Origin of the sequence: Streptomyces sp. NBC_00028 (assembly GCF_045041065.1) — a bacterium.
Lineage (GTDB): Bacteria > Actinomycetota > Actinomycetes > Streptomycetales > Streptomycetaceae > Streptomyces.
Genome location: NZ_CP108293.1, coordinates 4063025 through 4088153 on the forward strand (window position 1 = coordinate 4063025; position 25129 = coordinate 4088153).

Below are 25129 nucleotides of genomic sequence, written 5' to 3' on the forward strand. Positions count from 1 at the left end.
CTCAGACAGCCGTATCAGCCGTATCACCTAGGGGAAGACGCTCACTTGATGCCGGACCGCAGCCTGCGACTCCTCACGCTCCCCCCGCAGTCGGCGCAGGGAGGGGAGCGCCGCGGCGTGCTGCTGCGGGAGCGCCCCGCCTCGCCTCCCGACGCCCCGTCGGACCAGAAGCCGGCCGAGAAGCCGGCCGAGGACGACAACCCCTTCGCCCCGCCGCCCGAGGGCACCCCGGACCGCCCCTGGCAGCCGCGCCGCCCTTCGGGCGACGACTCCTCCGGTGGCGGTGACGGCTCCGACTCGCCGTGGGGCAGCCAGTGGAGCGACCGTCAGCCCGGCCGCTCCTCCGGCGGCGGCTTCGGCGACCGCCCCGGCGGCTCGGGCCCCGAGGGCGGCGGCTCCGGCGGCGGTCCCGGCACGGGCATGCGCTGGGACCCCACCGACCCCACCCAGCGCCGGGCGCGCTACTCGCTCCTGAGCGGTATGTGGGCGTTCTTCTTCGCCCTGTTCAGCTGGCCGTACGTCGCCCTGCTGCTCGGCGCGCTCTCCCTGTACTGGGGGGTCAGCGCCCTGCGCAACAAGCCCCGCGCCGCCGACCCCGACACCCCCGCGCCGGACACCTCGGGCTCCCGCCCCCAGACCACGGCGGCGATCAGCGGCCTGGTCACCGCGTCCCTGGCGATCGTCCTGGTCGGCGCCGGCTTCACGGCCCAGCTCGTCTACAGCGACTACTACACCTGCACCAGCGACGCGCTCACCAACCAGGCCAAGGACTCCTGCAGCGACCTGCTGCCCAAGGAACTGCGCGGAATCCTGGGCACCGGCTGACCCTCACTCCGTATCCGACGCCTCCCTGAGCGCCGCCCAGCGGGCCTCACGGGAGGCGTCGTCGTCGTGCCAGGCACTCTGGTCGCGCCCCGGCGCGGGCCGGTGGGGGGCGGCGGGCAGAAAGTCGATGGAGGTCTCTGGGACAGACGTCTGCTGGAGCGGCGCCTGGGCGGCGGGCGCCCCTGAGACAGACGCCTGGGGGACATGGCTGCCGGGGGTCGCGGGCCGACCGACACGCTTTCGACGCCCGAACCAGCGCCTCGCCACCCTCGCCGTCGCCTCCGGCCCCGCCTCAGCCCCTACGGCCCAGGTGGCCCGTGTGGCCGTCGCGGAGCCCGGGGAGCCCGAAGAGCCCATAGAGCCTGGAGCGCCCGCAGACCCCGGGGCGCCCGCGGAGCCCACAGCGCCCGCAAAGCCCATTGGCTCCCGCGCCCCAGCCTCGGACGCCTGTCCCCGCGACCCCGGTACTTCTCCCCTCGACGCGGCTGCCTTGGCCGGCCGCGTCCGCCGTGTCCCGCGCGCTCGCCGTGTCCCGCGCTCCCGGCACCGCCAGGCCCGCAATCCCAGTGCCGTGGGGATCGCCGTCGTCGCGGTCCACAGCAGTGTCGCCGTTCCGGTCAGCCACCAGACCGGTCCGAACCAGGCCAGCGCGGCCACACCGAGTGGTCCGCCCGCGAGCGCGGCGAGCACCGCGACCGCGACCGCGCAGAGCGCGGCGGCGAGCCCGGCGGTACCGGCCGTCCGCCCTCCCGACCAGGGATCGGCGCCCTGGTCCACCCTTGCTCCACCGGCCGCCGCACGCGCTCTCTTCTCCTGACGGCCGCCCACCGTTCCGGCTCCCCCGCGCCGCGTGTCGACACCGCCCGGGACCACGGAACCGCTCGCCGCCCCCGCCACGAACCACCCCACCGTCACCCCGGCCACCAACGGCACCGTCCCCGCCGCCCAGTTGAGCCACGTCCCCGGCCCCGTCTCCGGCACCGCCGCCAGCAGTGGGAACGGCGGCAGGAGCGGAGCCGGTGCGGAGGAGAGCGGGCCCACGACATGCCCCGCGCCCAGCGCGAACCCGGGCCCGACGGCGTACGACACCGCCCAGACGGCCGCGTTCGGCACGAGCGCCGCACACAGCAGCAGCACGGCGAACCGGCCCGACCAGCCCTCCGTCAACTGGAGGAAGGAGGCCCGCGCCTCCCCGCCGTGCCACACCAACGACGACGCCAGCAGCAGCGCACCGCCACCGACGAGCAGGGCGACCCCGGCCCCCGCCGCCCGCGCCGCCACCCCGAGCCGCTGGCGGGCGTCCGGGCCGAGGACGAGCCGGCGGACCGACGCCGGCAACAGGAGCAGCGCGCTGTCGACAGGGCCGCGCGGGCGGCCGTACGCCGTCCAGACGCCCGCGCCCGCCGCTGTCACCACCACGAGCGGAACGCACACCCCGGTCCACGCCCATGACGGCCGCAGCTCGCCGCTCGCCGCGTACAGCGCGGCCCCGGTGCCGACGGTCAGATAGCCGAGGACGACACCCGTGAACGCCGTCCGTCCCGAGACGGCGGCAAGATCCTCGTCGTCGGCGACCGCGTCGCGCGCCGCCCGGTGCACCAGCCACACCGGCAGGATCAGCAGCAGCAACGGGGTGACGCCGACCGGTGCCGGGACCCCGGACAGCGTGTCCGTGCGGACCAGTTCCGCGCCGTGCGCGAGCAGCCACAGTCCCGCCGCGACATGCAGCGCGCCCCCCGGCCCACTGTCCGGATACGGCGAGCTGATCCACAGCACCATCACCAGCACGGCGAGCGAGCCGAGTCCGAGCCCCGCCGCGAGCGCCCCGCCGAGCAGGCCCGCGGCCAGTCCGGGCGAACGGTCGCGCCACCGGGCGAGCAGGGACGACAGAGGCGTTCGGCGAAGGGTCATCTGGATCACGACCGCCATGGTCCCAACGACACGCGCTTTCCCGTCGTAACAGGCGAACTCTTGCCGTGTCGCTCAATATACGACTATGTACTTTTTCGTACGAAGGGGCGCCCTGTGACGCAGAGCCCTCCAACCCCGCTCCCCTCGCCCAAGGAACGCCGACGCCTGCGCGAGGCCGGGTCCCTGACGCAGGCTCAGGTCGCCGAACGGGTGGGGGTCACCCGGGAGACGGTCCGCGCGTGGGAGTCCGGCCGTACGAAGCCCCGCGGACGCAAGCGGGAGGTCTACGCGAGGCTGCTGAGCACCTTGGTGGAAGAAGAAGAGCCCCAGCAGCCCGAGGTGACGGAACCTCAGGAGAGTGCGCCGGAGGTGACGGAACCGGAGCCTCAGGAACCGGTCGCCGAACCGGCTCCACCGGCGCCTCCCCTGACCCCTGCTCAGGCCTTCGACGCGCTCTACGCGTTCTGCGCCCCCGCCCTCGTCCGGCAGGCCTATCTGCTCACCGGGCGGCGCGAGCTGGCCCGTGAGTCGGTCGAGCGGGCGTTCCAGCTGGCCTGGCAGCGCTGGCCAGAGGTGGCGGTCGACCGTGACCCGGCGGGCTGGGTGCGGGCCACGGCGTACGAGTACGCCCTCTCCCCCTGGCACCGCTTCCGCCCCCGCTACCGCCACCCGGAGGCCCCGCCCCCGGACCCCTCCGACCGCGCCCTGATGGCCGTACTCCTGCGTCTGCCGACACCCCAGCGGCGCACGCTCGTGCTGTACGACGGTGTCGGCCTCGACCTGCCGGAGACGGCGGCGGAGACGGAGGCGAGCACGCCGGCGGCGGCCGGGCGGCTGATGAACGCGCGCGAGGCGATCGCCGCGCGTCTGCCGGAGCTCTCCGACCCCGCCGAGCTGCACCGCCGGCTGACCGGACTCGCCTCCACGGAGCGCTTGCGTGCGGCGAGGCCGCCGGTGGTGCGGACGGGGAGCGAACGCCGGGCCCGGTTCTGGACCCGGGCGGCGATCGCGTTCACGGTGGCACTGATCGGCACGACGGCACTGACGGTCCGGACGGCACCCACGCACTACGAACCGCCGATCGCGCCGGGGGCGGAGATCCAGGGGGTGCCGGAGAGGGTGGCGCAGGGGCCGTTGTCGGAGGCGGAGGTGGAGTTGCGGGAGAAGCTGCGGGGCGGACTGACGAGCGGTCCGGAGAGGGTGCAACCGCTGAGTCGTTAGGCGCGGGCCCGGTGGGGGTTGATCGCGCAGTTCCCCGCGCCCCTGAACTCGCTTGGCTGCGGGCAGTCGTGCCGCTGGGGCGGCACGGGTGGGCGCAGCGGCACCCCGCCGGCGCGGGTGAGCGAAACGCCGGTGGCCCGCCCCCACCCCGGGGAACGGGCCACCAACGCTCAGCTAGGGCGCTGTTCAGCCGGCGAGGATCTCGCGCGCCAGCTTGGCGGTCTCGGTGGGCGTCTTGCCCACCTTCACGCCCGCGGCCTCAAGGGCCTCCTTCTTCGCGGCGGCCGTACCGGAGGAGCCGGAGACGATGGCGCCGGCGTGGCCCATGGTCTTGCCCTCGGGAGCCGTGAAGCCCGCGACGTAGCCGACGACCGGCTTCTTCACGTTCTCCGCGATGAACGCGGCCGCGCGCTCCTCGGCGTCGCCACCGATCTCACCGATCATCACGATCAGGTCGGTGTCGGGGTCGGCCTCGAACGCGGCGAGCGCGTCGATGTGCGTCGTACCGATGACCGGGTCGCCACCGATGCCGACGGCCGACGAGAAGCCGATGTCACGGAGCTCGTACATCATCTGGTACGTCAGCGTGCCGGACTTCGAGACCAGGCCGATGCGGCCCGGCTTCGTGATGTCGCCCGGGATGATGCCGGCGTTGGACTGGCCCGGGGTGATGAGACCGGGGCAGTTCGGGCCGATGATGCGGGTCTTGTTGCCCTTCGACACGGCGTAGGCGTAGAACGCCGCCGAGTCGTGGACCGCGATGCCCTCGGTGATGACGACGGCGAGGGGGATCTCGGCGTCGATCGCCTCGACCACGGCGGCCTTGGCGAAGGCCGGCGGCACGAAGAGGACGGACACGTTGGCGCCCGTCTTCTCGATCGCCTCGGCGACGGTGCCGAAGACCGGGATCTCGGTGCCGTCGACGTCCACGGTTGTGCCCGCCTTGCGCGGGTTCACGCCACCGACGATGTTCGTGCCGTCGGCGAGCATGAGCTTGGTGTGCTTCATGCCCGTGGAGCCGGTCATGCCCTGGACGATGACCTTGCTGTCCTTGTTCAGGAAGATAGCCATGGCTGTTCTGTCCCTCTTCCCTTACTTCGCAGCCGCGAGCTCGGCGGCCTTGTCGGCCGCGCCGTCCATGGTGTCCACGCGCTGGACCAGCGGGTGGTTGGCGTCGGAGAGGATCTTGCGACCCAGCTCGGCGTTGTTGCCGTCCAGCCGGACGACCAGCGGCTTGGTGACTTCCTCGCCCTTGTCGGCGAGCAGCTGAAGCGCCTGGACGATGCCGTTGGCGACCTCGTCACAGGCGGTGATGCCACCGAAGACGTTGACGAAGACCGACTTGACGTCGGGGTCGCCGAGGATGATCTCCAGGCCGTTCGCCATGACGGCGGCGGAGGCGCCACCGCCGATGTCGAGGAAGTTGGCCGGCTTCACGCCACCGTGGTTCTCACCGGCGTACGCGACGACGTCCAGCGTCGACATGACCAGACCGGCACCGTTACCGATGATGCCGACCTCGCCGTCGAGCTTGACGTAGTTGAGGTTCTTCTCCTTGGCGGCGGCCTCGAGCGGGTTGGCCGCGTCCTTGTCCTGGAGGGCCTCGTGCTCCGGCTGACGGAACTCGGCGTTCTCGTCGAGGGAGACCTTGCCGTCCAGGGCGATGACGTCACCGGAGGCGACCTTGGCCAGCGGGTTGACCTCGACGAGGAGGGCGTCCTCCTCGATGAAGGTCTTCCAGAGGGTGACCAGGACGTTCTCGACCTTGTCGGCGACCTCGGCCGGGAAGTTCGCGGCCTCGACGATCTGGCGGGCGACCTCGGGGGTCACACCGACGTTGGCGTCGATCGGCGTCTTGGCGACGGCCTCGGGGCGGGTCTCCGCCACCTCCTCGATCTCCATGCCGCCCTCGACGGACGCGATGGAGAGGAAGGTGCGGTTGGCACGGTCCAGGAGGTAGGAGACGTAGTACTCCTCCACGATCTCCGGGGCCGTCTCGGCGATCATCACCTTGTGGACCGTGTGGCCCTTGATGTCCATGCCGAGGATGTTGGTCGCGTGCTCGACCGCCTCGTCGGCGGTGGCGGCGAGCTTCACGCCACCGGCCTTGCCACGGCCGCCGACCTTCACCTGGGCCTTGACTACGGACTTGCCACCGAGACGCTCAGTGGCTGCGCGGGCCGCCTCAGGCGTGTCGATGACTTCACCGGCCAGCACCGGTACATCGTGCTTGGCGAAGAGGTCCCTCGCCTGGTACTCGAACAGGTCCACGCGCTTCCGTCCCTATCAGTGATCTCGCGGTTCGTTGTCTGCGTGGGCGTGCCGCGAGGGCAACGTGACGTCCGACCACTGTCTGTGTCACAAGGGAGGCGCACACGGTGTCCGAGCGCGCGGCATGTCCGTCTCGCAGGTTATCGCTGGTTGCGGAGGGCCCCTAAATCGAGGGTCACACCTGAGCGGTGATACCTGTCACATGATGCCGCCCTCACTGGCACGGCGTGCCGGAAGTGAGGCCTTCGGAACACAGGCGAAAGGGCCTCACCGGGCTGGGGTTGACCCGGTGAGGCCCCTGAACAGCCCCTTAGGGGCACAGAGCCGCTGATCCCCACCCCAATGGGGACCGCCCGGCTCCGACCGCGAGGGGCCACGCCGGACAAACCGATGGCTTTCGGCCGTCCGAGCGTGCGCTCTCGCGGAGTCGGGGGTCAGACGTCGTACGACGTCCCGTACGAGTTCTGGGCCTGCTGGGCGTATCCCGGGGTGACCGACTCGGCGACGCCCTGGACACCGGTGACGGCGTTCGCGGCGACGGGAGTCACGCCGTCGACCGTGTGTTCGACGACGGGCGCGACGGCGTCGAGGGTCTGCCACGCGTCGCCCGTCACGCCGTACGCGAAGGTCTCGGCGCTGCCGCCGACGCCCTGCACGACCGGCTGCACGAGTGCGACGACCGGCTGGACGGCACCGGTGACGCCGGAGGCCAGATCGGTGGCGTGCCCGGCCACGCCGTACGCGAGCGGAGCCACCTCGCCGACGGTCTCGCGCACGTCCCCCGTCACGCCGTACGCCAGCGCCCCCGCGTCGACCACGGCCTGCCCCACGACGGGCACCACCCCGCGCACGGCGCTGTTCACCACCGGCGGGAGCACGGCCCCGGTGGCATCCCCGGCGACCTCCCCGACGAGACCGGTGGCGTACGGGGGCACGTCTGCAACGACACCGGCCGCGATCTGGCGGACACCGGCGACGGCGGCGGTGGCGACCGGGTCGACGCCGTTCACCGCCGTGGTGGCCAGGGGCGGGACGGCTGCGGCTGCCGTCTCGTCGGCGATGGGAGCGAGGGTGGTGGGGAGGGCGGTGGCGGTGCCGAGGGCATGCTGCTGTGCGTCGGCCACCCGCCCCTCGGCGCCGGTGAGTGTCGTGTGCGCGGTGACGGTCGTGGCCGACGTGGTGCGGCCCGCGCCCGCCACGACCTGCTGCGCCTTCGTCCGTACGACGCCGTCGACGCCCTGCGCCTGGGTGCGCGCCGCCGACTGGGCGCCCTGGAGCTTGGTCTGCGCACCGGCGAGGGCCCGCTCCAGCTCCGGGGCGAACGCGATGAGGGGGCCGAAGAGGTAGTCGACCTCGTCCTGCGGGGCGCCGGCGTCGGAGAGGGCGGTTCGGGCGGCGGCCTGCGCGGTGGTCTGCGCGGTCGGCTGAGCGGTCGTCTGAGTCGTGCTGACCGCCTCGGCGGCCGTTGTCTTGGCCTGGGCCTGCGCGGCTCGGGCGGCCTTCGCGCCCTGGATCGCCGCGGCGCCCTTGATCTTCGACGCCTTGGAGGTCGGGACGGTCGCGGCGGCTGTGGCGGGCTTCGTCTGCCGGGCGGTGGTGGTGGCCTCTGTCGTGGAGTCCGTGGGCGTGTCCGCAACCGTGGAGGTCACGCCGGAGACGACGCCGTCGACCGTGTCGGTCACGCCGGTCAGGGTGTCCGAGACCGTGTCGGTGACGCCGTTCGTCAGGTCCGTCGTCGTGTCCGAGACGGAGAGGGAGGAGGCCGGCAGTTCGTCGGCGCTCGCGACGCTGGAGCCGAGCGCCCACGCGCCGGTGACGCCGGCGGCTATGACGATGGAGCGGCGGATGTTCTTGTTCATGAGTACGTCAGATCCTCGGGAACTGGAGGTCCGAAGGCCCTGGGGGTGCGGGCCGGCTTCGGATGGCTGGGGACATGTCCGGCGGCGCTTCGAAGAGAAGCGGTCCGGACCGGCGGGCAGACCTGGTCCGCCCCCGCGCGGCAGGTCGGCGGCGGGGGAGGCGCCTGCCTAGGCCGGGGAAACCGGAATGTCCCGGTGCCTGTCCCGCGTGCCGTCCGCGTCGGCCCGCACGATGCCGCCCGGCACAAGCCGCAGCGGTGCCCGGTCGTTCAGGGACACGGCCTGGGCGTCGCCGTGCCGCGGCGAGCCGTTGTCCATACCGGGCCGATGGCCCAGCGCCCAGCCCTGGTCACCCACGGGCGCCTGCCGCACGGGGAGGTACCCGGCCGACGCGGCGGCACGATGCCCGTGCGCCCGGGACGGCGCACCCGTCGCGGGGGAACCGGCGACGGACGGCGGGCCGTAGTCGCCGACGGCCGTATGCGTGGCTGCGGTCGCGGCCTTGGCCGCCTTGCCGGAGTCGTGTCCAGTGGTCGAGCCGTGTCCGTCGGTCGAGCCCTGCGCCGGCGCGTCCGGTCGGGGCGTCTCCGCGACCGGCGCCGGCAAAGTCTGCACCGGCGACACCGGCACCACCGGCAGCTCGGGCGCGGACGGGAAGGACGGCAGGCTCGGCAACGTCGACAGCGGCGGCACCCGCTCCGGCACCTCGGCCAGCCCATCGGTGACCGTCTCGACGAGGTCACCGACCGGCTGTACGACCTTGCTGTCCACGCTGTCCACGGCTCCGACGACCTGTTCGGTCACCGGGCGAAGCACCTTGTCCTCGGACGTACCGCCCGTGGCGGTCGCCGAGGTCACGGACGTCACCACGGACGTCGCGGTAGGCAGACCCTCCGCCGCACTCGCCCGCTCCCCGCAGAGGAACCCGAGCGCGAACAACCCGCCCACCAGCACGACCACTTGCAGCGCACGCCGCCCCACCGCCGTGCGCAACACGCGCAGGGCGGCACCGGGCAGTGCGGCTGACCAGGTCAAGACGGGCGGGTCCTCCCCGTACGGCGGAACACATCACGCGTGACGAGCTAGAAGAGGCGTCGATACTCGCACGGGAGTGCGGAGGTTGCGCAAGCCCCCTGTTACCGATGGGTACTCATGTCCGTTTTGCTGGCCCGTGTCAGTGGTCAATGGATCGACAAATCACCCTTCCGGCACCGGAATCGGCCGCTTCTCGATCGCCGCGGCCATGACCTCCGGGAACAGGTCCGGCGTACAGGCGAAGGCCGGTGCGCCCAGCGCGGCGAGCGCGGCGGCGTGCTCCCTGTCGTAGGCCGGCGCCCCCTCGTCGGACAGCGCGAGCAGCGCCACGAACTGCACGCCCGACGCCTTCATCGCCGCGACCCGCTTGAGCATCTCGTCGCGTATGCCGCCCTCGTACAGGTCGCTGATCAGCACGACGACCGTCTCCGCGGGCCGGGTGATCTGCGACTGGCAGTACGCGAGCGCCCGGTTGATGTCCGTGCCGCCGCCGAGCTGGGTGCCGAAGAGGACGTCGACGGGATCGTCCAGTTGGTCGGTGAGGTCGACGACCGCGGTGTCGAAGACGACGAGTCGCGTGTCGATGGACCGCATGGAGGCGAGCACCGCCCCGAACACGGACGCGTAGACGACCGACGCCGCCATCGACCCGGACTGGTCGATGCAGAGGACGACCTCCTTCTTCACCGACTGCGAGGCCCGCCCGTAACCGATGAGCCGCTCGGGCACGATCGTCCGGTACTCCGGCAGGTAGTGCTTGAGGTTGGCCGCGATCGTACGGTTCCAGTCGATGTCGTGGTGGCGGGGCCGGCTGACCCGGGCGCTGCGGTCGAGGGCGCCGGTGAGGGTGGCCCGGGTCCGGGTGGCAAGCCGCTTCTCCAGATCCTCGACGACCTTGCGGACGACGGCCCGAGCCGTCTCCTTCGTCGTCTCGGGCATCGCCTTGTTGAGCGAGAGCAGCGTGCCGACGAGATGCACGTCGGCCTCCACCGCCTCCAGCATCTCCCGCTCCAGCAGCAGCGTGGCAAGGCCGAGTCGGTCGATGGCGTCGCGCTGCATCACCTGGACGACCGAGGACGGGAAGTACGTCCGGATGTCGCCGAGCCAACGCGCCACGGCCGGCGCCGAGGCCCCGAGCCCCGCCGAACGGTCCCGCCCCGACTGCCCCTGCCGGTCCCCCTTCCCGTACAGCGCGGCAAGCGCCCCGTCCATGGCGGCGTCCTGCCCGGAGAGCGTGCACCCGGTCCCGTCCGCCGCGTCCCCACCGAGCACCAGCCGCCACCGCCGCAGCCGCTCCTGCGCCGGGTCCATCACCGCGCCCGTCATACGCCGACCCCCTTACGCCACCGACCCGTCGGAGCCTGCCGGGCTGCCGCCCCGTACGCCGGCCACCCCGACACCGGCCGACCCGACGCCGACTGCCTCGATACCGACTGCCCGGATACCGACTGCCCGGACTGCGGCTGACCGCCCGCGGCCCGCGTTGTTGTCGGCGGACCACTCGCCGTCGGCACCATCGCCAGCCCTTCCGTCGCCGTCCGGCCGGCGGCCGCCCCTCCCGTCGCCGCTCGGCCGGTCGCCGCCCCTCCCATCGCCGCTCGGCCGGTCGCCGCCCCTCCCATCGCCGCTCGGCCGGCCGTCAGTCGGTGTGTCGCCGGTCGCTCCGTGGCCGGATCACGCGGCGTGGCGCTCGGGGCGCTCGAGGCGTTCGTGGCGCTCGGGGCGCTCCAACCCACCCCCGCTCGCCCTTCCATGGACCAGCCCGGCTCCTCCGGTTCCCCCAGGGGCCGCGCCCAGAGCGGCATCACCCGCACGCTCGTCGTCGACAGCTCCGCCCCCTGCCCGTCCGCGACCGCGTCCACGCCCGCCCCCTCGGCGTTCTCCCCCGGTCCGCTCATCCAGTCGGTCGTCATCTCGCCACCCCCGCAAGGTCGTTGTCGTCAGCGCCCCGCTGAACAGAAACGCCGTCCAGCCCCAGCAACAGCCGCACCACCGGCAGCGCCGCGTCCGCCCGCGCGGCATCGAGCTCGGCCGCGAAACCGGGGATGCCGGCACTGCCGCCCGGCACACCGCCACGTCGCTCGCCCGGTCCCCGCCGGACCAGTTCGCCGAGCGTCCGCCGCACCCCCGCCTCGTAGGCCGAGAAGGTCCTGCGCAGCAGCGGCAGCACATCCGTGAAGGCGTCCGCCGGAACCCCGGTCAGCCAGGCGTCGACCAGGCCGAGCAGCCGCTCGTCGTGCACGAGCAGCATCCCGCCCCCGGCGCCCCCTCCGACGAAACCCTCGATCCAGGCCGCCGCGTCCGCCGGTGGCGTCCCCGGCGACAGCACGAGCCCCATGAGCCGCGCCGCCTCGTCCTGCCTCAACTCCCCGTCGTCGAGCAACAACCGCACGGCCCGCCCCCGGACGACCCCGGGCACGCTGTCCCGCCCGCTCAGCACCCGCAGCACGGAGTGCCATCGGCCACGCAGCCCACCGGACCCACGAGCCGAAACCACCCCCTGCGCCGCAACCACATCCCGCGCTGCAACCGCGCCCGCCGGCTCGGCCCCCACTCCCTCCACGGCCATGTCTCCGTGATCGGCCGCGGTCTCCGCCGCGCCCGTCTCCCCCAGCAACCCCACCGCCCCATGCACCGCGTCCACATGGCGTCGCATCTCTTCGGCGGCGTCCGCGTCCAGGGCGGCGCAGGCCGGTGGGAGGCCGACGAATATCCGTTCGGCGAGGCCCTCGGCGACCTCCGTGAGGGCGTGGGTGTCGGTGCCTCTGACGTCGCCGTAGCGCAGGGAGCGGACCAGGGCCGGCAGGGCCTGGGCGAGATGACCGACGTCCGCGTCGAGTGCCGCGCGGTCGGCGAGGACCTGCATCACCACCGGGAGCGCGTCCGGGAGTTCGGCCAGCAGACAGCGTTCCGCGAGGGCGGTGACGTCGGCGAGGCTCGGCGCCCCGACGGCGTCCGCCTCCGCCTTGGCCGTCGCCGCGGTCGGCACGGTCGTGCCCCACACCCCGGCCTCCGCGACCCGCACCGACAGCTCCGGTTCCCAGCGCAGCCGCCATGTCTCCCGGAACGTGCCCGTGCTCCCCCGCGACGCCACGGGCTCGCCCCACGCCACGCCGAGAAGCCGCAGCCGGTGCAGCAGTCTGCTGCGTCCGGCGTCGGTCTCCTTGCGCAGATCGAGCTCCAACTCCCGCTCCAGCGCCTCCGGTTTGAGCCGCAGTCGGCGCTGCGCCCGCTCCAGGTCCCGCTGCAACGGCACCGCGGGCGCCCCCTGGGGCACCTCGCCGAGCACGTCCCCGACCACCAGCCGGTCGTGGACCAGCGACAGCGGTACGTCCGAGCCCTCGCACATCACCGCCCGCACGGCGTCGGTGGTCTCGCTCAGCCCGGCCAACGGGCGCCCGCGCATCGCCGCGAGCGTCTCCGCCAGCCGCACCGCCTCGATGACATGCGCCGAGGAGACGAGCCGGTCCTCCGCCCGCAGCAGTCCCGCCACCTTGGTCATCCACCGCTCGATCGGCCGGTCCTGCGCGGTGAACAGATGCCCGTACCACCCCGGCGAGTCGATGCCCGCCCCGTAGCCGCTGACCCGGGAGAGCCTGCGGTGCGTCCACGGCACCCACGTCATGTCCGCCTTGACCTTCGGCAGCCCCTTCAGCAGCGCCCGGTCGGCGGCGACGGACGCCTTCTGGCGTAGCGCGGGCACATGCCACGCCCCGCACACGACGGCCGCGCCGCCCTCGAACTCGCGTTGCGCCGCCCGCACTTGGAGCCGCATGTACGCCTCCCGCACGAGGTCCTTGTCATGACCCCCGTGCCCGTACGTCTCGCGCAGCGCCCCCATGGCCTCCTCCAGCGCGAGGAACGGACCGAACGCATCTCCCTGGCCGCCGCTCCGATGCTCGACGACGTCCTCCCACCAGCGCTCGGGGTCGTCGTAACCGGCCGTCTCGGCCAGCACGGCGAGGGGGTCGACCCGAACGTCGACCGACTCGGCAGTCTCCGTCCCGTCCGTCTCGTGAGTCGCCTCGTCGCTTCCCCACGCCAGCGAGTGCGTCGCCGGCAAGTCGATGAACCGGGCCGGGACCTCATGCTCCAGGGCCCACCGCATCGCCACCCACTCCGGCGAGAACTCGGCCAGCGGCCAGAACGCGGACCGGCCCGGCTCGTCCACGGCGTGGGCCAGAAGGGCTACTGGCGGTCGCATGTCCGCGTCGGCGGCCAGCGGGATCAGGGCGTCCGCCTCGGGCGGTCCCTCGATGAGCACGACCCGCGGCCGGGCCGCGTCCAGTGCCGCCCGCACCGCCCGTGCCGACCCGGGCCCGTGGTGCCGTACGCCGAGCAGCAACGGCGCCCCACCGGTCAACCTGCCCTCACCCTCGCCCCCGTCAGTCCCGGTCACCCGGCCCTCGCCCCCGCCCCCGCCCCCGTCAATCCCGGTCACACCATCCCCTCCTCTCAGGAACCGCCGACCCCTGTCCCCCACCGGTGCCGCCTGTGCCCGCGCCACCCGAGCCGCCGCCTCCCTGGCCCCCGCCGGGCTTCCCCCATCCCAGGTCCTCGCCGCTCATCCGCTCACCTCGCGGCAGGCGCGGTAGAAGTCCGTCCAGCCGTCGCGCTCACGGACCACCGCTTCCAGGTACTCCTGCCAGACGACCCGGTCGGCCGCCGGGTCACGGACGACGGCGCCGAGGATGCCCGCGGCCACGTCCCCGGCGCGCAGCACGCCGTCCCCGAAGTGGGCGGCCAGCGCGAGGCCGTTGGTGACGACGGAGATGGCCTCCGCCGTCGACAGCGTGCCGCTGGGCGACTTGACCTTCGTCCGGCCGTCGGCCGTGACCCCGTCGCGCAGTTCGCGGAAGACGGTCACCACACGGCGGATCTCGTCGATCCCCTCGGGCACGGCCGGCAGGTCGAGGGAGCGGCCGATCTGGTCGACGCGCCGCGAGACGATGTCGACCTCGGCCTCGACGCTCTCCGGCAGCGGCAGCACGACCGTGTTGAAGCGGCGGCGCAGGGCGCTGGACAGGTCGTTGACCCCGCGGTCGCGGTCGTTGGCCGTGGCGATGAGGTTGAAGCCGCGGACGGCCTGCACCTCCTGCCCCAACTCCGGTATCGGCAGCGTCTTTTCGGACAGGATGGTGATGAGCGTGTCCTGGACGTCGGCGGGGATGCGGGTCAGCTCCTCGACCCGCGCCGTCATTCCCTCGGCCATGGCCCGCATCACCGGGCTGGGCACCAGCGCGTCGCGGCTCGGGCCGTTCGCCAGCAGCTGCGCGTAGTTCCAGCCGTACCGGATCGCCTCCTCCGGTGTGCCGGCCGTGCCCTGCACCAGGAGGGTCGAGTCGCCGCTGACCGCCGCGGCCAGGTGCTCGGAGACCCAGGTCTTCGCCGTACCGGGCACGCCGAGCAGGAGCAGGGCGCGGTCGGTGGCGAGGGTGGTCACGGCGACCTCGACGATGCGGCGCGGGCCCACGTACTTCGGGGTGATCACGGTGCCGTCGGGCAGGGTGCCGCCGAGCAGGTACGTCGCCACCGCCCAGGGCGACATTTTCCAGCGGGCCGGGCGGGGCCGGTCGTCCTGGGCGGCCAGCGCGAGGAGTTCTGTGGCGAAGGCGTCCTCGGCGTGCGGTCGCAACGCCTGGGCAGGCGTCGTCTCCCCTGTTTCCACGGGCATGGGCTCAACGGACACAGACATGGCGAAGTCCCCCTCCAGCTCGGCCGGTTCTGCCGTTCTCGGATCTGGCACCCACCTTGCACCACACCACTGACAATCGCTCTGACCTGGGAAAACGCACTCGCAGTAGCGCTCGGCGGACCGATTGTCAGTGGTGGGATCTACCGTCGAAGACATGACTCAGCAGGGGGTGCGCTGGACGGCGGACCAGGTGCTGGCACTGGCGCCTGACGCATCGTCACGCAAAGCGGGAAGCAAACTCGGGGCGGCGGGGACGTGGTCCGGGGCGGGGAGTTCCGACGAGGGGACGGTGTGGGGGCTGTGCAAGGGCAGTGGCAGCAAGCCGTATCAGACGGTCGTGGACATCGCGGACGTGTCCGGGCCCGCGTACAAGTGCAGTTGTCCGAGCCGGAAGTTCCCGTGCAAGCACGCACTCGGGCTGCTGCTGCTCTGGGCGGGCGAGGACGGTGCGGTGCCGCGGGGGTCGGCGCCGGACTGGGCGGAGCAGTGGATGGAGGGGAGGAGAAAGAGGGCGGAGGAGAAGAAGGACGCGGGAGCGTCGCCGTCCGGCTCAGGTGATCCGGAGGCGGCCCGGCGCCGGGCGGAGCGCCGGGCCGAGCGGATCACCGCGGGGGCGACGGAGCTGGAGCAGCGGCTCATGGATCTGCTGCGCGGCGGGCTGGCCGGCGCGGAGCAGACGGGGTACGGGCTGTGGGAGGAGACGGCGGCCCGCATGGTCGACGCCCAGGCATCCGGACTCGCGGCGCGGGTGCGGGAGTTGGGGGCGATCCCGTCCTCCGGACCCGGCTGGCCGGTGCGGTTGCTGGAGGAGTGCGCTCTCCTCCACCTCCTGGACCAGGGCTGGCTGCATCGCGAACGCCTGCCGGACGGCCTGGCGGCGACGGTCCGTTCCCGTATCGGCCTGCCCGCCTCCCCGGACGGCCCTCCGGTACGGGACCACTGGCTGGTGCTCGCCCAGTACGACACGGCGGACACCCGTCTGACGACCCGCCGCATCTGGTTGCACGGCGCCGACTCCGGCCGCAGTGCCCTGCTCCTCTCTTATGGCGCCGCGGGCCGCGCCCCCGAACTCGCCCTGCCGGTGGGCCTGGCCCTGGACGCGGAGGTCTCCACGTACCCGGGTGCCGGGCAGCCCCGCGTGGCCCTGACCGAACAGTTCGCGCCACCGGCTCCCTCCTCTGTACGTCCGCCGGGGATGACGACGACCCGGGCCGCCGCCCGTTACGGCGAAGCGCTCCGCGACGACCCGTGGCTGGAGTCGGTCCCGGTGACCCTGGACCAGGTCGTCCCGACGCCGGACGGCAGCAGCTGGCAGCTCGCGGACGCCGACGGCGAGGCCGCCCTGCCACTCACCGCCACCGCCCGCTCCCGCCCCGGCCTGTGGCGCCTGGTCGCCCTGTCCGGCGGCGCCCCGGTCAAGGTTTTCGGCGAGTGCGGCCATCGCGGCTTCACCCCGCTGACGGCCTGGCCGGAGGGCCCGGGCGAACCGGTCCGACTGTGCTGACACCGCCGGCTCCGACCTACGCGCCCTCACCGGCGCATCCGACCGACGCACCCTTCTCGACGTATCCGACCGACGTGACCTCGCTGACCTACCCGACCGACGTGACCTCACCGCCGTACCCGACCGACCTGGGAGCGCACACGTACACCACCGGCCGCGCCACGTTCACCGTCCGTTCCACGCACGACGACGACAACGTCCACGCCACCTACGCCGGCAGCCAGGCCCACGAGGACGACGACAACGTCCACATCACGTACACGGGCGGCAACGCCCACGCCACCGCACGCGCCCGCCGACGGAAGGCACTCGTATGAACAGGACGCCCACGCCGGTGCATTCACCCACCCCCGCACCCATCCCACCGCCGGCCCCCGTCATCGTCTGGGAAGAGCTCGTCACCGCGGCGCTCCTGGGGACCGACCGGCGCTCGTCGGCGGTCGGGGCGGCGGGGCGGGAGGCGCCGGTCGCGCTGCTGGACGCGGCCGCGGCGGAGACCGTACGACGGCGTGCCGGGCTGCGTCCCGCGCGGGCGGCGGCGCGTCCCGAGCCGGCGCCCGCGGACCCGCGCCCCGCGTTGCCCGCCGCCGCGGCCCGCAGGCTCGCGCTGCTGCTGGCCGACCGTCCCGGCACCGGTGGCGGTGGCCGCAGGGGCAGCGCGCCGGACCTCATGGAGCTGCTGCCGCAATGGCTCGCGGCGGCCAACGCCCGGGGGTTCGCGGCGCCCCCCGAGATGCTGCCGGCGCTGCTGGACGCGGCGCGGGGGCGTACGGACCTGCGGCCGTCGGCGCTGGCGTTCGCCGGGCCGCGCGCGGTGTGGCTGGCGCGGCTGAACCCGGACTGGCGGTTCGCCCTGCGCGCGGCACCGGGCGGCGACGCGGCGCTGCCGCAGCCGCGGGACGGGGAGCGGGTCCGGCAGCTGTGGCAGGAGGGCCTGTTCGCCGAGCGGGTCGCCCTGCTCGCGTCGATACGGGCCCGCGAGCCCGCCGTCGCGCGGGAGCTGCTGGCGGCGACGTGGTCGACGGAGCGGGCCGAGGACCGGTTGATGTTCCTCGACTCGCTGCGGACGGGGCTGGGCGCGGACGACGAGCCGTTCCTGGAGCAGGCGCTGTCGGACCGCAGTCGCAATGTCCGGGCGACGGCCGCCGAGCTGCTCTCGGCGCTGCCGGGGTCGGCGCTCGCCGCGCGGATGGCGGTGCGGGCGGCGGCGTGTGTGGCGGTGGACCGTACGCGCGAGGTGCCGTGGATCGTCGTTGAGGCGCCCCACGAGTGCGATTCGAGCATGGAGCGGGACGGTGTCGTACTCAAGGCTCCGGCGGGACGGGGTGAACGGTCGTGGTGGTTGGGCCAGTTGGTGGAGGCGACCCCGTTGGGGACGTGGTCGGCGCGGCTCGGCGGGCGGACGCCCGTGGAGATCGTGGCGCTGCCGGTGACGGACGACTGGCAGTCCGAGCTGCACGCGGCGTGGTGCCGGGCGGCGGTCCGGCAGCGGGACGCGGGCTGGGCGCGGGCCCTGCTCGGGGCTCCCGCGGCGCCCGAGGCCGGTGGTCCCGGGGCGGTGTCGCTGGCCGAGCGCGCCAAGCTGCTCGGGACGCTGGATCCGGGCGAACGGGCCGAGTGGGTGGCCGGTTTCATCGCGGCCCACGGACTGTCGGAGGCGTTTCAGCTGCTCGGAGGGTGCGCCGTGCCATGGGCCGGACCGCTGGGGCGAGCTGTGGTGGACGCGCTCAACATCGCTCGGGACGCGGGGAGTTATCCATGGAGCTTCAGTGGGGTGATGGGGCTGGCCGAGCGGTGCCTCGATCCGGCGGAGGCGAGCCGCCTGGACGGGCTGCTCGCGGTGCCGGACGAGACGGAGGACGCGTCGCCGGGGGCCGGGGGTTACTGGGCGGAGGCGTTCCAGCGCCTGGGCACGACGCTGCGGTTGCGGGCGGCGATGCTCCAGGAGCTGGGGCCGGCGTAGCCGTTCAACCGCGCCGACACGCCTCAGCTGCCATGCCACGCAGGCGCGCCTCAACCGGCATGCCGCGGCGCGGCTTAGCCGAATTGCCCGGCCGACACGCCTCAACTGCCATGCCACGCCGACGCGCCTCAGCCGAAATACCCCGCGGACGCGCCTCAACCAGCATCCCGCGGCGCGGCTTAGCCGAAATGCCCGGCCGACACGCCTCAACTGCCATGCCGCACCCACGCGCCTCAACCGAAATACCCCGCGGGCCCGCCTCAACCAGCATCCCGCGGCGCGGCTTAGCCGAAATGCCCGGCCGACACGCCTCAACTGCCATGCCGCACCCACGCGCCTCAACCGAAATACCCCGCGGGCCCGCCTCAACCAGCATCCCGCGGCGCGCCTCAGCCGAAATGCCCGGCCGACGCGCCTCAGCCGAGATGCCGCGCCCCCGCGACCCCGTGCCGGTCGCTGCCGACGGCGTCCTACGCCCCCGCCGACTCCCGCACGTTCTCCCTGACCCACTCCACGATCGACTGGGTGGTCGCGCCGGGCGTGAAGATCTCCGCCACGCCCTTCTCCTTCAGCGGTGCGATGTCCGCCTCGGGGATGATCCCGCCGCCGAAGACGAGGATGTCCTCCGCCTCGCGCTCCTTGAGCAGCTCGATCACCGCGGCGAAGAGGGTGTTGTGGGCGCCCGAGAGGATCGACAGGCCGATCGCGTCGGCGTCCTCCTGGATCGCGGTGTCGACGATCTGCTCGGGCGTCTGGTGGAGGCCGGTGTAGATGACCTCCATACCGGCGTCGCGCAGCGCCCGCGCGATCACCTTCGCCCCGCGATCGTGGCCGTCGAGCCCCGGCTTCGCCACCACCACGCGGATCGGACCGGCTGCCACACCCATCACTGCCTCCATGAAGCGCCTTCGGCTTCCTCACACCACAGTGTGCGAGGAAGTGAACGAACGTTATCTCCAGCATCCCGCAACCGGCAGTTTCGCGGTGCTGACCGAGGGGGAAATCACACGGTGGGACACGTCAGCCGCGCACCGTTCCGAGTCTTTGCGGCACCCGGACCGCAGCACCCTGCGGCCCCCGTACCGCACCGGGAGCAAGCGCAACGGGAGCCGCAACGAGGTCTCCGTACCACCGCGCCGCGGGCCGCGCGCCGTGGCGGTGCGGTGTGCCGACGGCGGGAGGAAGGGCAGGCGGGGCCGACAAGGCGTCCGCAGGCCCCGCCGCCCGCCGCGAGCCCGGCATCCCATGAGGGCACACGGGGGACAGAGGCGTCCTCCAGCGTGCCGACAGGAGGTCGGCCATGAAGGTCACCCGGGCAATGCAGCCCCTTCTTCCGCTCTGTCAGCGCCTGCTCCCGAGCAGACTGGCCGGCCTGTCCGCGACACTGCTGAAGGCCACCGCCCTGGAGCTGGCGATCCTCGCGGGGCACCTCCTCCTCTATCCCTCCGGCATCGTCCAGGAGCGCCGGTCACCGGCCCCGCCGCTCCCCGCGCCCGGTGACGGCACCGCGCAGCTGCCGACCGAGGCCAGGCCGCCGGTCGTCCTGTTGCACGGGTTCATCGACAACCGCTCGGTCTTCGTCCTGCTGCGCCGCAGCCTCGCCCAGCACGGGCACCGGCCCATCGAATCGCTCAACTACTCCCCGCTGACCTGCGACATCCGCGTCGCGGCCGAGCTGCTCGGCCGGCACATAGAGGAGATCTGCGAGCGCACCGGCAGCCGTCAGGTCGATGTCGTCGGACACAGCCTGGGCGGCCTGATCGCCCGCTACTACGTGCAGCGCCTCGGCGGCGACCTCCGGGTCCGCACCCTGGTCACGCTCGGCACCCCGCACTCCGGTACCCGGGTGGTCCCGCTGGCCGACGCCCATCCGATCGTGCGGCAGATGCGCCCCGGCTCGGCGGTCCTGGAGGAGCTGAGCCGGCCCGCGCCGGGTTGCCGTACGCAGTTCGTGAGTTTCTGGAGCGACCTCGACCATCTGATGGACCCGTTGGAGACCGCCTGTATCGACCATCCCGATCTGCTGGCGCAGAACGTCCAGGTGAGCGGGATCGGGCATCTCGCCCTGCCCGTGCACCCGGCCGTCGCGACGGGGATACGGCAGGCGCTCGACACGACGAGGCCGGGTGCCACGGCCGATGCCGCCACCGGAGGCCTCACAGTGGCGTGACAGCCCCAGGACAGTCGTCCGACATCGAACAACCTTCGAACACAAAGCCAAAGTCGCGCCCGCAGTCCCCCGAAACACGGCCGAATGCCCGTTTCCTTCGGGCACGAAACCTGCGGAAGATTGTCGTGCCCGCATACCGCCGGGTACAGTCGCCGCACTGCTCTGGCAGCCCCTGTTGTCGAGGCGAAAGAGAAGTTGGTGAACGACCCGTACACGTCGGGGACCATGACCACCCCGGCTCCGGCTTCTGATGCCTCGTCGGCGCACTATGCGTCGTACGGCACCCAGGAGGCCCAGTACGGCGACCTCGCGAGCTATCACTACGACACGGGCGCGCACGCCACCACCGCCCACTTCGACACCGACCCCCTGTTCGGCAGTCTCCCCGGTGACAACACCGGGTCGTACGACGCCCAACAGTGGGCCACGGGCAGTCAGCAGACCCTGAACTACGACCAGTACGCGGCCCAGCACCACGCCGCCTACGACACGGGCGCTTACGACACGACGGGCTGGACCGGCGAGCATCAGCAGCTCTCCGCGATCCCGCCGCAGGTCGGCGCGGTGGACGCGAGTGGCCAGTGGGACGCCAACGCCTGGCTCCAGCCCGACCAGTCGGCAGGCCCGGCCGACCAGACCCAGCACTGGGAATGGGGCACGCAGGCCTTCGACACCGGCGCGTACGACGCCACCCAGTGGAACTCCGACAGCGGTGACGCCGCTCAGCTCCACGAGGAGCCGGTGGACCACGGGTCGACGGCGATGTTCGAACAGGTCCCGTACGAGGAACCGGCCGAGCACGACGCCGAGTTGAGCGCCACCGGCGAACTGCCCGCCCTCTCCGACGCCGATGGCGCGGACGCCCCGCTCCTCGACGACCAGGAAGACCCCGCCCCCGCCCCGGGTTCTCGCATGGCCGCCCGCAACGCGGGCCGTTCCCGCCGCCGTCCGCCCGCCAAGCGCTCCGCGCTGATGAAGATCGCCGTGCCGTCCGCGTGCGTCATGGGGGTCACCGGGATCGCCGCCGCCTCCGTGGGCGGCCTGAGCGACGACAAGAACACCTCGGCGAGCGCGTCCGACGCCACGACCAAGTCCGTCAAGCCGTCCGCCGCGAACAACAAGCTGGACACCCAGCTGGAGTCCCTCTCCGCGGGCGCCGACGACTTCGCCGACCGGGCCAGCCGTACGCAGGAACGCATCGACCTCAAGGCCCAGCAGGTGGCCGAGAAGAAGAAGGCGGCGGAGGAGGCGGCCCGCAAGGAGCGGCTGCGCCCCAAGTTCGCCCTCCCGGTCGCCCAGCACGGCCTCAGCGCCTACTACGGTCAGGCCGGCGTCAACTGGATGTCCGTGCACACCGGCATCGACTTCCCCGTCTCGTACGGCACGACGGTGATGGCCGCGACCGACGGCACCGTGCGGACGCAGTGGAACAGCGCCTACGGCAACATGATGATCGTGACCGCGAAGGACGGCACGGAGACGTGGTACTGCCACCTCTCCAGCTACCGCGTCGCCTCCGGTACGACGGTCAAGGCCGGCGACCCGATCGCGTACAGCGGCAACTCCGGCAACTCGACCGGCCCGCACCTGCACTTCGAGGTCCGCCCGGCAGGCGGCTCGGCGATCGACCCCTTGCCGTGGCTGAGAAGCCACGGCCTGGACCCGACGTAAGCATCGCGCCCCCCTAAGGGGCGCGGGGCTGTGTCGATCAGCGGCTCCGCCGCGAGGCGCGACCAGCCCCCACCGCCCCGCAGCGGACTGCTACAGCTTCTCCACCGGCGCATACCGCAAAAGCAACCGCTTCGGCTTGGCCTCACCGAAGTCGACCGTCGCCTCCGCGTTCGCCCCCGTACCCTTCACCGCCATGACCGTGCCCAGCCCGAACTGGTCATGCGTAACCCGGTCACCAACAGCCAGCGACACAACCGGCTTGTCAGACGCACGACTCGTGGCGAAGCCGGACGCACCCCGTGCCGAGGAGCGGGAGCGGGAGGACGACAGCGAGGACGCGACACCCGAGACCGGGCCCGCGGGAGCGGCCGTGGCACCCGTGCGCTTCCACTCCACGTGCTGCTCCGGAATCTCCGACAGGAAGCGTGAGGGCGGGTTGTACGACGGCTGACCCCACGCGCTGCGCAGTGAGGAGCGGGTCAGATAGAGCCGTTCCCGCGCGCGCGTGATCCCGACGTACGCCAGGCGCCGCTCCTCCTCCAGCTCCTTGGTCTGGCCGAGGGAGCGCATGTGCGGGAAGACGCCGTCCTCCATGCCGGTGAGGAAGACGACCGGGAACTCAAGTCCCTTGGCGGTGTGGAGAGTCATCAGGGTGATGACGCCCGAGCCGTCCTCGTCCTCGTCAGGGATCTGGTCGGAGTCGGCGACGAGCGCGACGCGCTCCAGGAAGGCGGCGAGCCCGGGGGACTCCTCGCCCTCCTCCGTCTCCTGCTCGAACTCCAGGGCCACGGCGGCGAGTTCCTGAAGGTTCTCGATCCGGGTCTCGTCCTGCGGGTCGGTAGAGGCCTGCAACTCGGCGAGATAGCCGGTGCGTTCGAGCACCGCCTCCAGGACCGTCGCCGGTCCCGCGCCGGAGTCGACGATCGTACGGAGCTCCTCCATCAGCACGTTGAACCGCTTCACGGCGTTGGTCGACCGCGCGGCCATGCCGTACGCCTCGTCGACGCGCTTGAGCGCCTGCGGGAAGCTGATCTTCTCCCGCTGCGAGAGGGCGTCGATCATCGCCTCGGCGCGCTCGCCGATACCGCGCTTGGGGACGTTGAGGATCCGGCGCAGCGGCACCGAGTCCTCGGGGTTGGCGAGGACCCGGAGGTAGGCCAGGACGTCCCGGACCTCCTTGCGCTCGTAGAAGCGGACGCCGCCGACGACCTTGTAGGGCAGGCCGACGCGGATGAAGATCTCCTCGAAGACTCGGGACTGGGCGTTGGTGCGGTAGAAGACGGCGACATCGCCGGCCTTCGCGTCGCCCGCGTCCGTCAGTCGGTCTATCTCCTCGGCGACGAACTGGGCCTCGTCGTGCTCGGTGTCCGCGACGTAGCCGGTGATGCGCGCGCCGGCGCCCGCGTTGGTCCACAGGTTCTTGGGGCGGCGGGACTCGTTGCGCTCGATGACCGCGTTCGCCGCACTCAAAATGGTCTGCGTGGAGCGGTAGTTCTGCTCCAGCAGGATCGTCGTCGCGTTCGGGTAGTCCTCCTCGAACTGGAGGATGTTGCGGATCGTCGCGCCCCGGAAGGCGTAGATCGACTGGTCCGCGTCACCGACGACGCAGAGCTCGGCGGGCGGGACGTCGAACTCGTTGGGGGGTACGTCGACCGGGTGCTCGCTGGTCCCCACCAGCTCGCGTACCAGCGCGTACTGGGCGTGGTTGGTGTCCTGGTACTCGTCGACCAGGACGTGCCGGAAGCGGCGGCGGTAGTGCTCGGAGACGTCAGGGAAGGCGCGCAGCAGGTTGACCGTCGTCATGATCAGGTCGTCGAAGTCGAGGGCGTTGGCCTCGCGCAGCCGCGACTGGTACATGGCGTAGGCCTGGGCGAGGGTCTTCTCGAAGCCGTCGGTGGCCTGGGCGGCGAAGTCCTCCTCGTCGATCAGCTCGTTCTTGAGGTTGCTGATCTTGGCGCTGAAGGACTTCGGCGGGAAGCGCTTGGGGTCGAGGTCCAGGTCACGGCAGACCAGGGCCATCAGGCGCTTGGAGTCGGCGGCGTCGTAGATCGAGAAGGAGGAGGTGAAGCCGAGCTTCTTCGACTCCCTCCGCAGGATCCGCACGCACGCGCTGTGGAAGGTCATCACCCACATCGCGTTGGCGCGCGGGCCGACGAGCTGCTCGACGCGCTCCTTCATCTCGCCCGCGGCCTTGTTGGTGAAGGTGATCGCGAGGATCTGGCCCGGGTGCACGCTCCGCTCGGCCAGCAGATAGGCGATGCGGTGCGTGAGCACGCGCGTCTTGCCGGAGCCGGCGCCGGCCACGATGAGCAGCGGGGTGTCGGAGTGGACGACGGCCGCCCGCTGGTTCTCGTTGAGCCCCTCGATCAGCGCCGCCGCGTCCAGCGCGGGGCGCGGGGCGCCGTCGCGGTAGTAGGCGTCCCGGTCCGGGGGCACGTCGAACTTCCCGCCGAACAGATCGTCCGGAACGGGTTCGGATCCCGGCCCGTGATCTTGCTCGTCCTCGGGCGGCGGCGGGGGTTCCTCCTCGTGCCCCTGGGGGGCCTGGAGGTTCGCCAGGAAGCTGTCGTCAAAGAGGCCTGTCATCGCTCTCCGAGTCTAGGGCTCCCCACTGACACCCCGCCGCCGCCCCGAGAAGTCGGGCCCTCTCACCCTCCAGGACGACCCCGTCACGTTCCGTGAGAAATCGAGTGATCATCTCCCCCGACCACCCAAGGTCACGAAAATGTATCGGGCCTATCGGACATCAACCTTCACAGGGACCACACCAGTTGGCTACCGTGCCGGACAGGCCGTACGACCCCCACCGGCGAACGTCGCCGGGCCGCGCGGCCTCCGCCGAGTCCGGTGCGCCGCCATGGCAGCCGGAGCCGGGGACCCACACCGACCTTGGGGTGAATCGGCCCGACTCCCTCCCGGGAGCGGCCGTAGGGCACACCTTCCGAACCACCCGCCCGAACCCGACAGCTAACTCGGTAGGCGGAACGTGGAAGGAGTCGCCTCC

General features: G+C 72.5%; 17 protein-coding genes and 1 riboswitch. Of the genes, 7 read left to right on the forward strand and 10 right to left on the reverse strand.

The features are described 5' to 3' along the window. Positions 1–48 precede the first annotated feature (48 nt). Positions 49–825, forward strand: a complete 777-nt coding sequence (locus tag OG885_RS17940; protein WP_405732426.1) for a hypothetical protein — start codon at positions 49–51, stop codon at positions 823–825. A 3-nt stretch (positions 826–828) separates the two neighbouring features. On the opposite strand, the gene OG885_RS17945 is transcribed toward OG885_RS17940, so the two are convergent. Next, the gene (locus OG885_RS17945) at positions 829–2754 is read right to left on the reverse strand and encodes a DUF6350 family protein (protein ID WP_405732429.1); all 1926 of its coding nucleotides are present in this window, start codon (positions 2752–2754) and stop codon (positions 829–831) included. Between the two features lie 96 nt (positions 2755–2850). Between OG885_RS17945 and OG885_RS17950 the strand changes: the two genes are divergently transcribed. Then, the gene (locus OG885_RS17950) at positions 2851–3957 is read left to right on the forward strand and encodes a helix-turn-helix domain-containing protein (protein WP_405732432.1); all 1107 of its coding nucleotides are present in this window, start codon (positions 2851–2853) and stop codon (positions 3955–3957) included. A 186-nt stretch (positions 3958–4143) separates the two neighbouring features. Here the strand turns inward: OG885_RS17950 and sucD are convergent, their stop codons facing one another. The 7 genes from sucD to OG885_RS17985 all read right to left on the reverse strand — a co-directional run bounded on the left by sucD (position 4144) and on the right by OG885_RS17985 (position 14817). Next, positions 4144–5028, reverse strand: a complete 885-nt coding sequence (gene sucD / locus OG885_RS17955; protein WP_329335605.1) for a succinate--CoA ligase subunit alpha — start codon at positions 5026–5028, stop codon at positions 4144–4146. 21 nt (positions 5029–5049) lie between these two features. Continuing rightward, positions 5050–6228, reverse strand: coding sequence for an ADP-forming succinate--CoA ligase subunit beta (sucC, locus tag OG885_RS17960; RefSeq protein WP_399949230.1), 1179 nt, complete (start codon positions 6226–6228; stop codon positions 5050–5052). Positions 6229–6662: 434 nt separating this feature from the next. After that, the gene (locus OG885_RS17965) at positions 6663–8087 is read right to left on the reverse strand and encodes a hypothetical protein (protein WP_405732435.1); all 1425 of its coding nucleotides are present in this window, start codon (positions 8085–8087) and stop codon (positions 6663–6665) included. Positions 8088–8255: 168 nt separating this feature from the next. Further along, a complete protein-coding gene (locus tag OG885_RS17970; RefSeq protein ID WP_405732438.1) occupies positions 8256–9122 on the reverse strand; it encodes a hypothetical protein in 867 nt (288 codons plus the stop codon). A 162-nt stretch (positions 9123–9284) separates the two neighbouring features. Further along, on the reverse strand, positions 9285–10448 hold the full coding sequence (locus OG885_RS17975; RefSeq protein WP_405732441.1) for a VWA domain-containing protein: 1164 nt from the start codon (positions 10446–10448) through the stop codon (positions 9285–9287). Positions 10449–11031: 583 nt separating this feature from the next. After that, positions 11032–13563 (reverse strand): DUF5682 family protein, encoded by a 2532-nt coding sequence (locus tag OG885_RS17980; protein ID WP_405732444.1) that lies wholly within the window; start codon positions 13561–13563, stop codon positions 11032–11034. 123 nt (positions 13564–13686) lie between these two features. After that, positions 13687–14817 carry an AAA family ATPase gene (locus OG885_RS17985; RefSeq protein ID WP_405732447.1) on the reverse strand — a complete coding sequence of 377 codons (1131 nt, stop codon included), beginning with the start codon at positions 14815–14817 and terminating at the stop codon, positions 13687–13689. Positions 14818–14971: 154 nt separating this feature from the next. Here OG885_RS17985 and OG885_RS17990 point away from each other — a divergent pair, with 154 nt between their 5' ends. From OG885_RS17990 to OG885_RS18000, 3 genes are all read left to right on the forward strand, one after another. Beyond that, complete coding sequence (locus tag OG885_RS17990; protein ID WP_405732449.1) at positions 14972–16321, forward strand: SWIM zinc finger family protein; 1350 nt, start codon at positions 14972–14974, stop codon at positions 16319–16321. A gap of 74 nt (positions 16322–16395) precedes the next feature. After that, positions 16396–16638 carry a hypothetical protein gene (locus tag OG885_RS17995; RefSeq protein WP_405732452.1) on the forward strand — a complete coding sequence of 81 codons (243 nt, stop codon included), beginning with the start codon at positions 16396–16398 and terminating at the stop codon, positions 16636–16638. Beyond that, complete coding sequence (locus OG885_RS18000) at positions 16635–18284, forward strand: DUF5691 domain-containing protein (protein ID WP_405732455.1); 1650 nt, start codon at positions 16635–16637, stop codon at positions 18282–18284. The genes OG885_RS17995 and OG885_RS18000 overlap by 4 nt, the downstream gene beginning before the upstream one ends. Positions 18285–18754: 470 nt before the next feature. Here OG885_RS18000 and OG885_RS18005 read toward each other — a convergent pair whose 3' ends face one another. Beyond that, entirely contained in the window at positions 18755–19171 is a 417-nt protein-coding gene (locus OG885_RS18005) for a cobalamin B12-binding domain-containing protein (RefSeq protein WP_399949246.1), read from the reverse strand. A 413-nt stretch (positions 19172–19584) separates the two neighbouring features. Between OG885_RS18005 and OG885_RS18010 the strand changes: the two genes are divergently transcribed. Together OG885_RS18010 and OG885_RS18015 are read left to right on the forward strand one after the other, a co-directional pair. Further along, complete coding sequence (locus OG885_RS18010) at positions 19585–20454, forward strand: esterase/lipase family protein (protein WP_405732458.1); 870 nt, start codon at positions 19585–19587, stop codon at positions 20452–20454. A gap of 225 nt (positions 20455–20679) precedes the next feature. Continuing rightward, positions 20680–22125, forward strand: a complete 1446-nt coding sequence (locus tag OG885_RS18015) for a M23 family metallopeptidase (RefSeq protein WP_405742774.1) — start codon at positions 20680–20682, stop codon at positions 22123–22125. Positions 22126–22215: 90 nt separating this feature from the next. On the opposite strand, the gene pcrA is transcribed toward OG885_RS18015, so the two are convergent. After that, positions 22216–24711, reverse strand: coding sequence for a DNA helicase PcrA (gene pcrA / locus OG885_RS18020; RefSeq protein WP_405732461.1), 2496 nt, complete (start codon positions 24709–24711; stop codon positions 22216–22218). 240 nt (positions 24712–24951) lie between these two features. Next, positions 24952–25123, forward strand: a riboswitch (cyclic di-AMP (ydaO/yuaA leader). Positions 25124–25129: the final 6 nt, after the last annotated feature.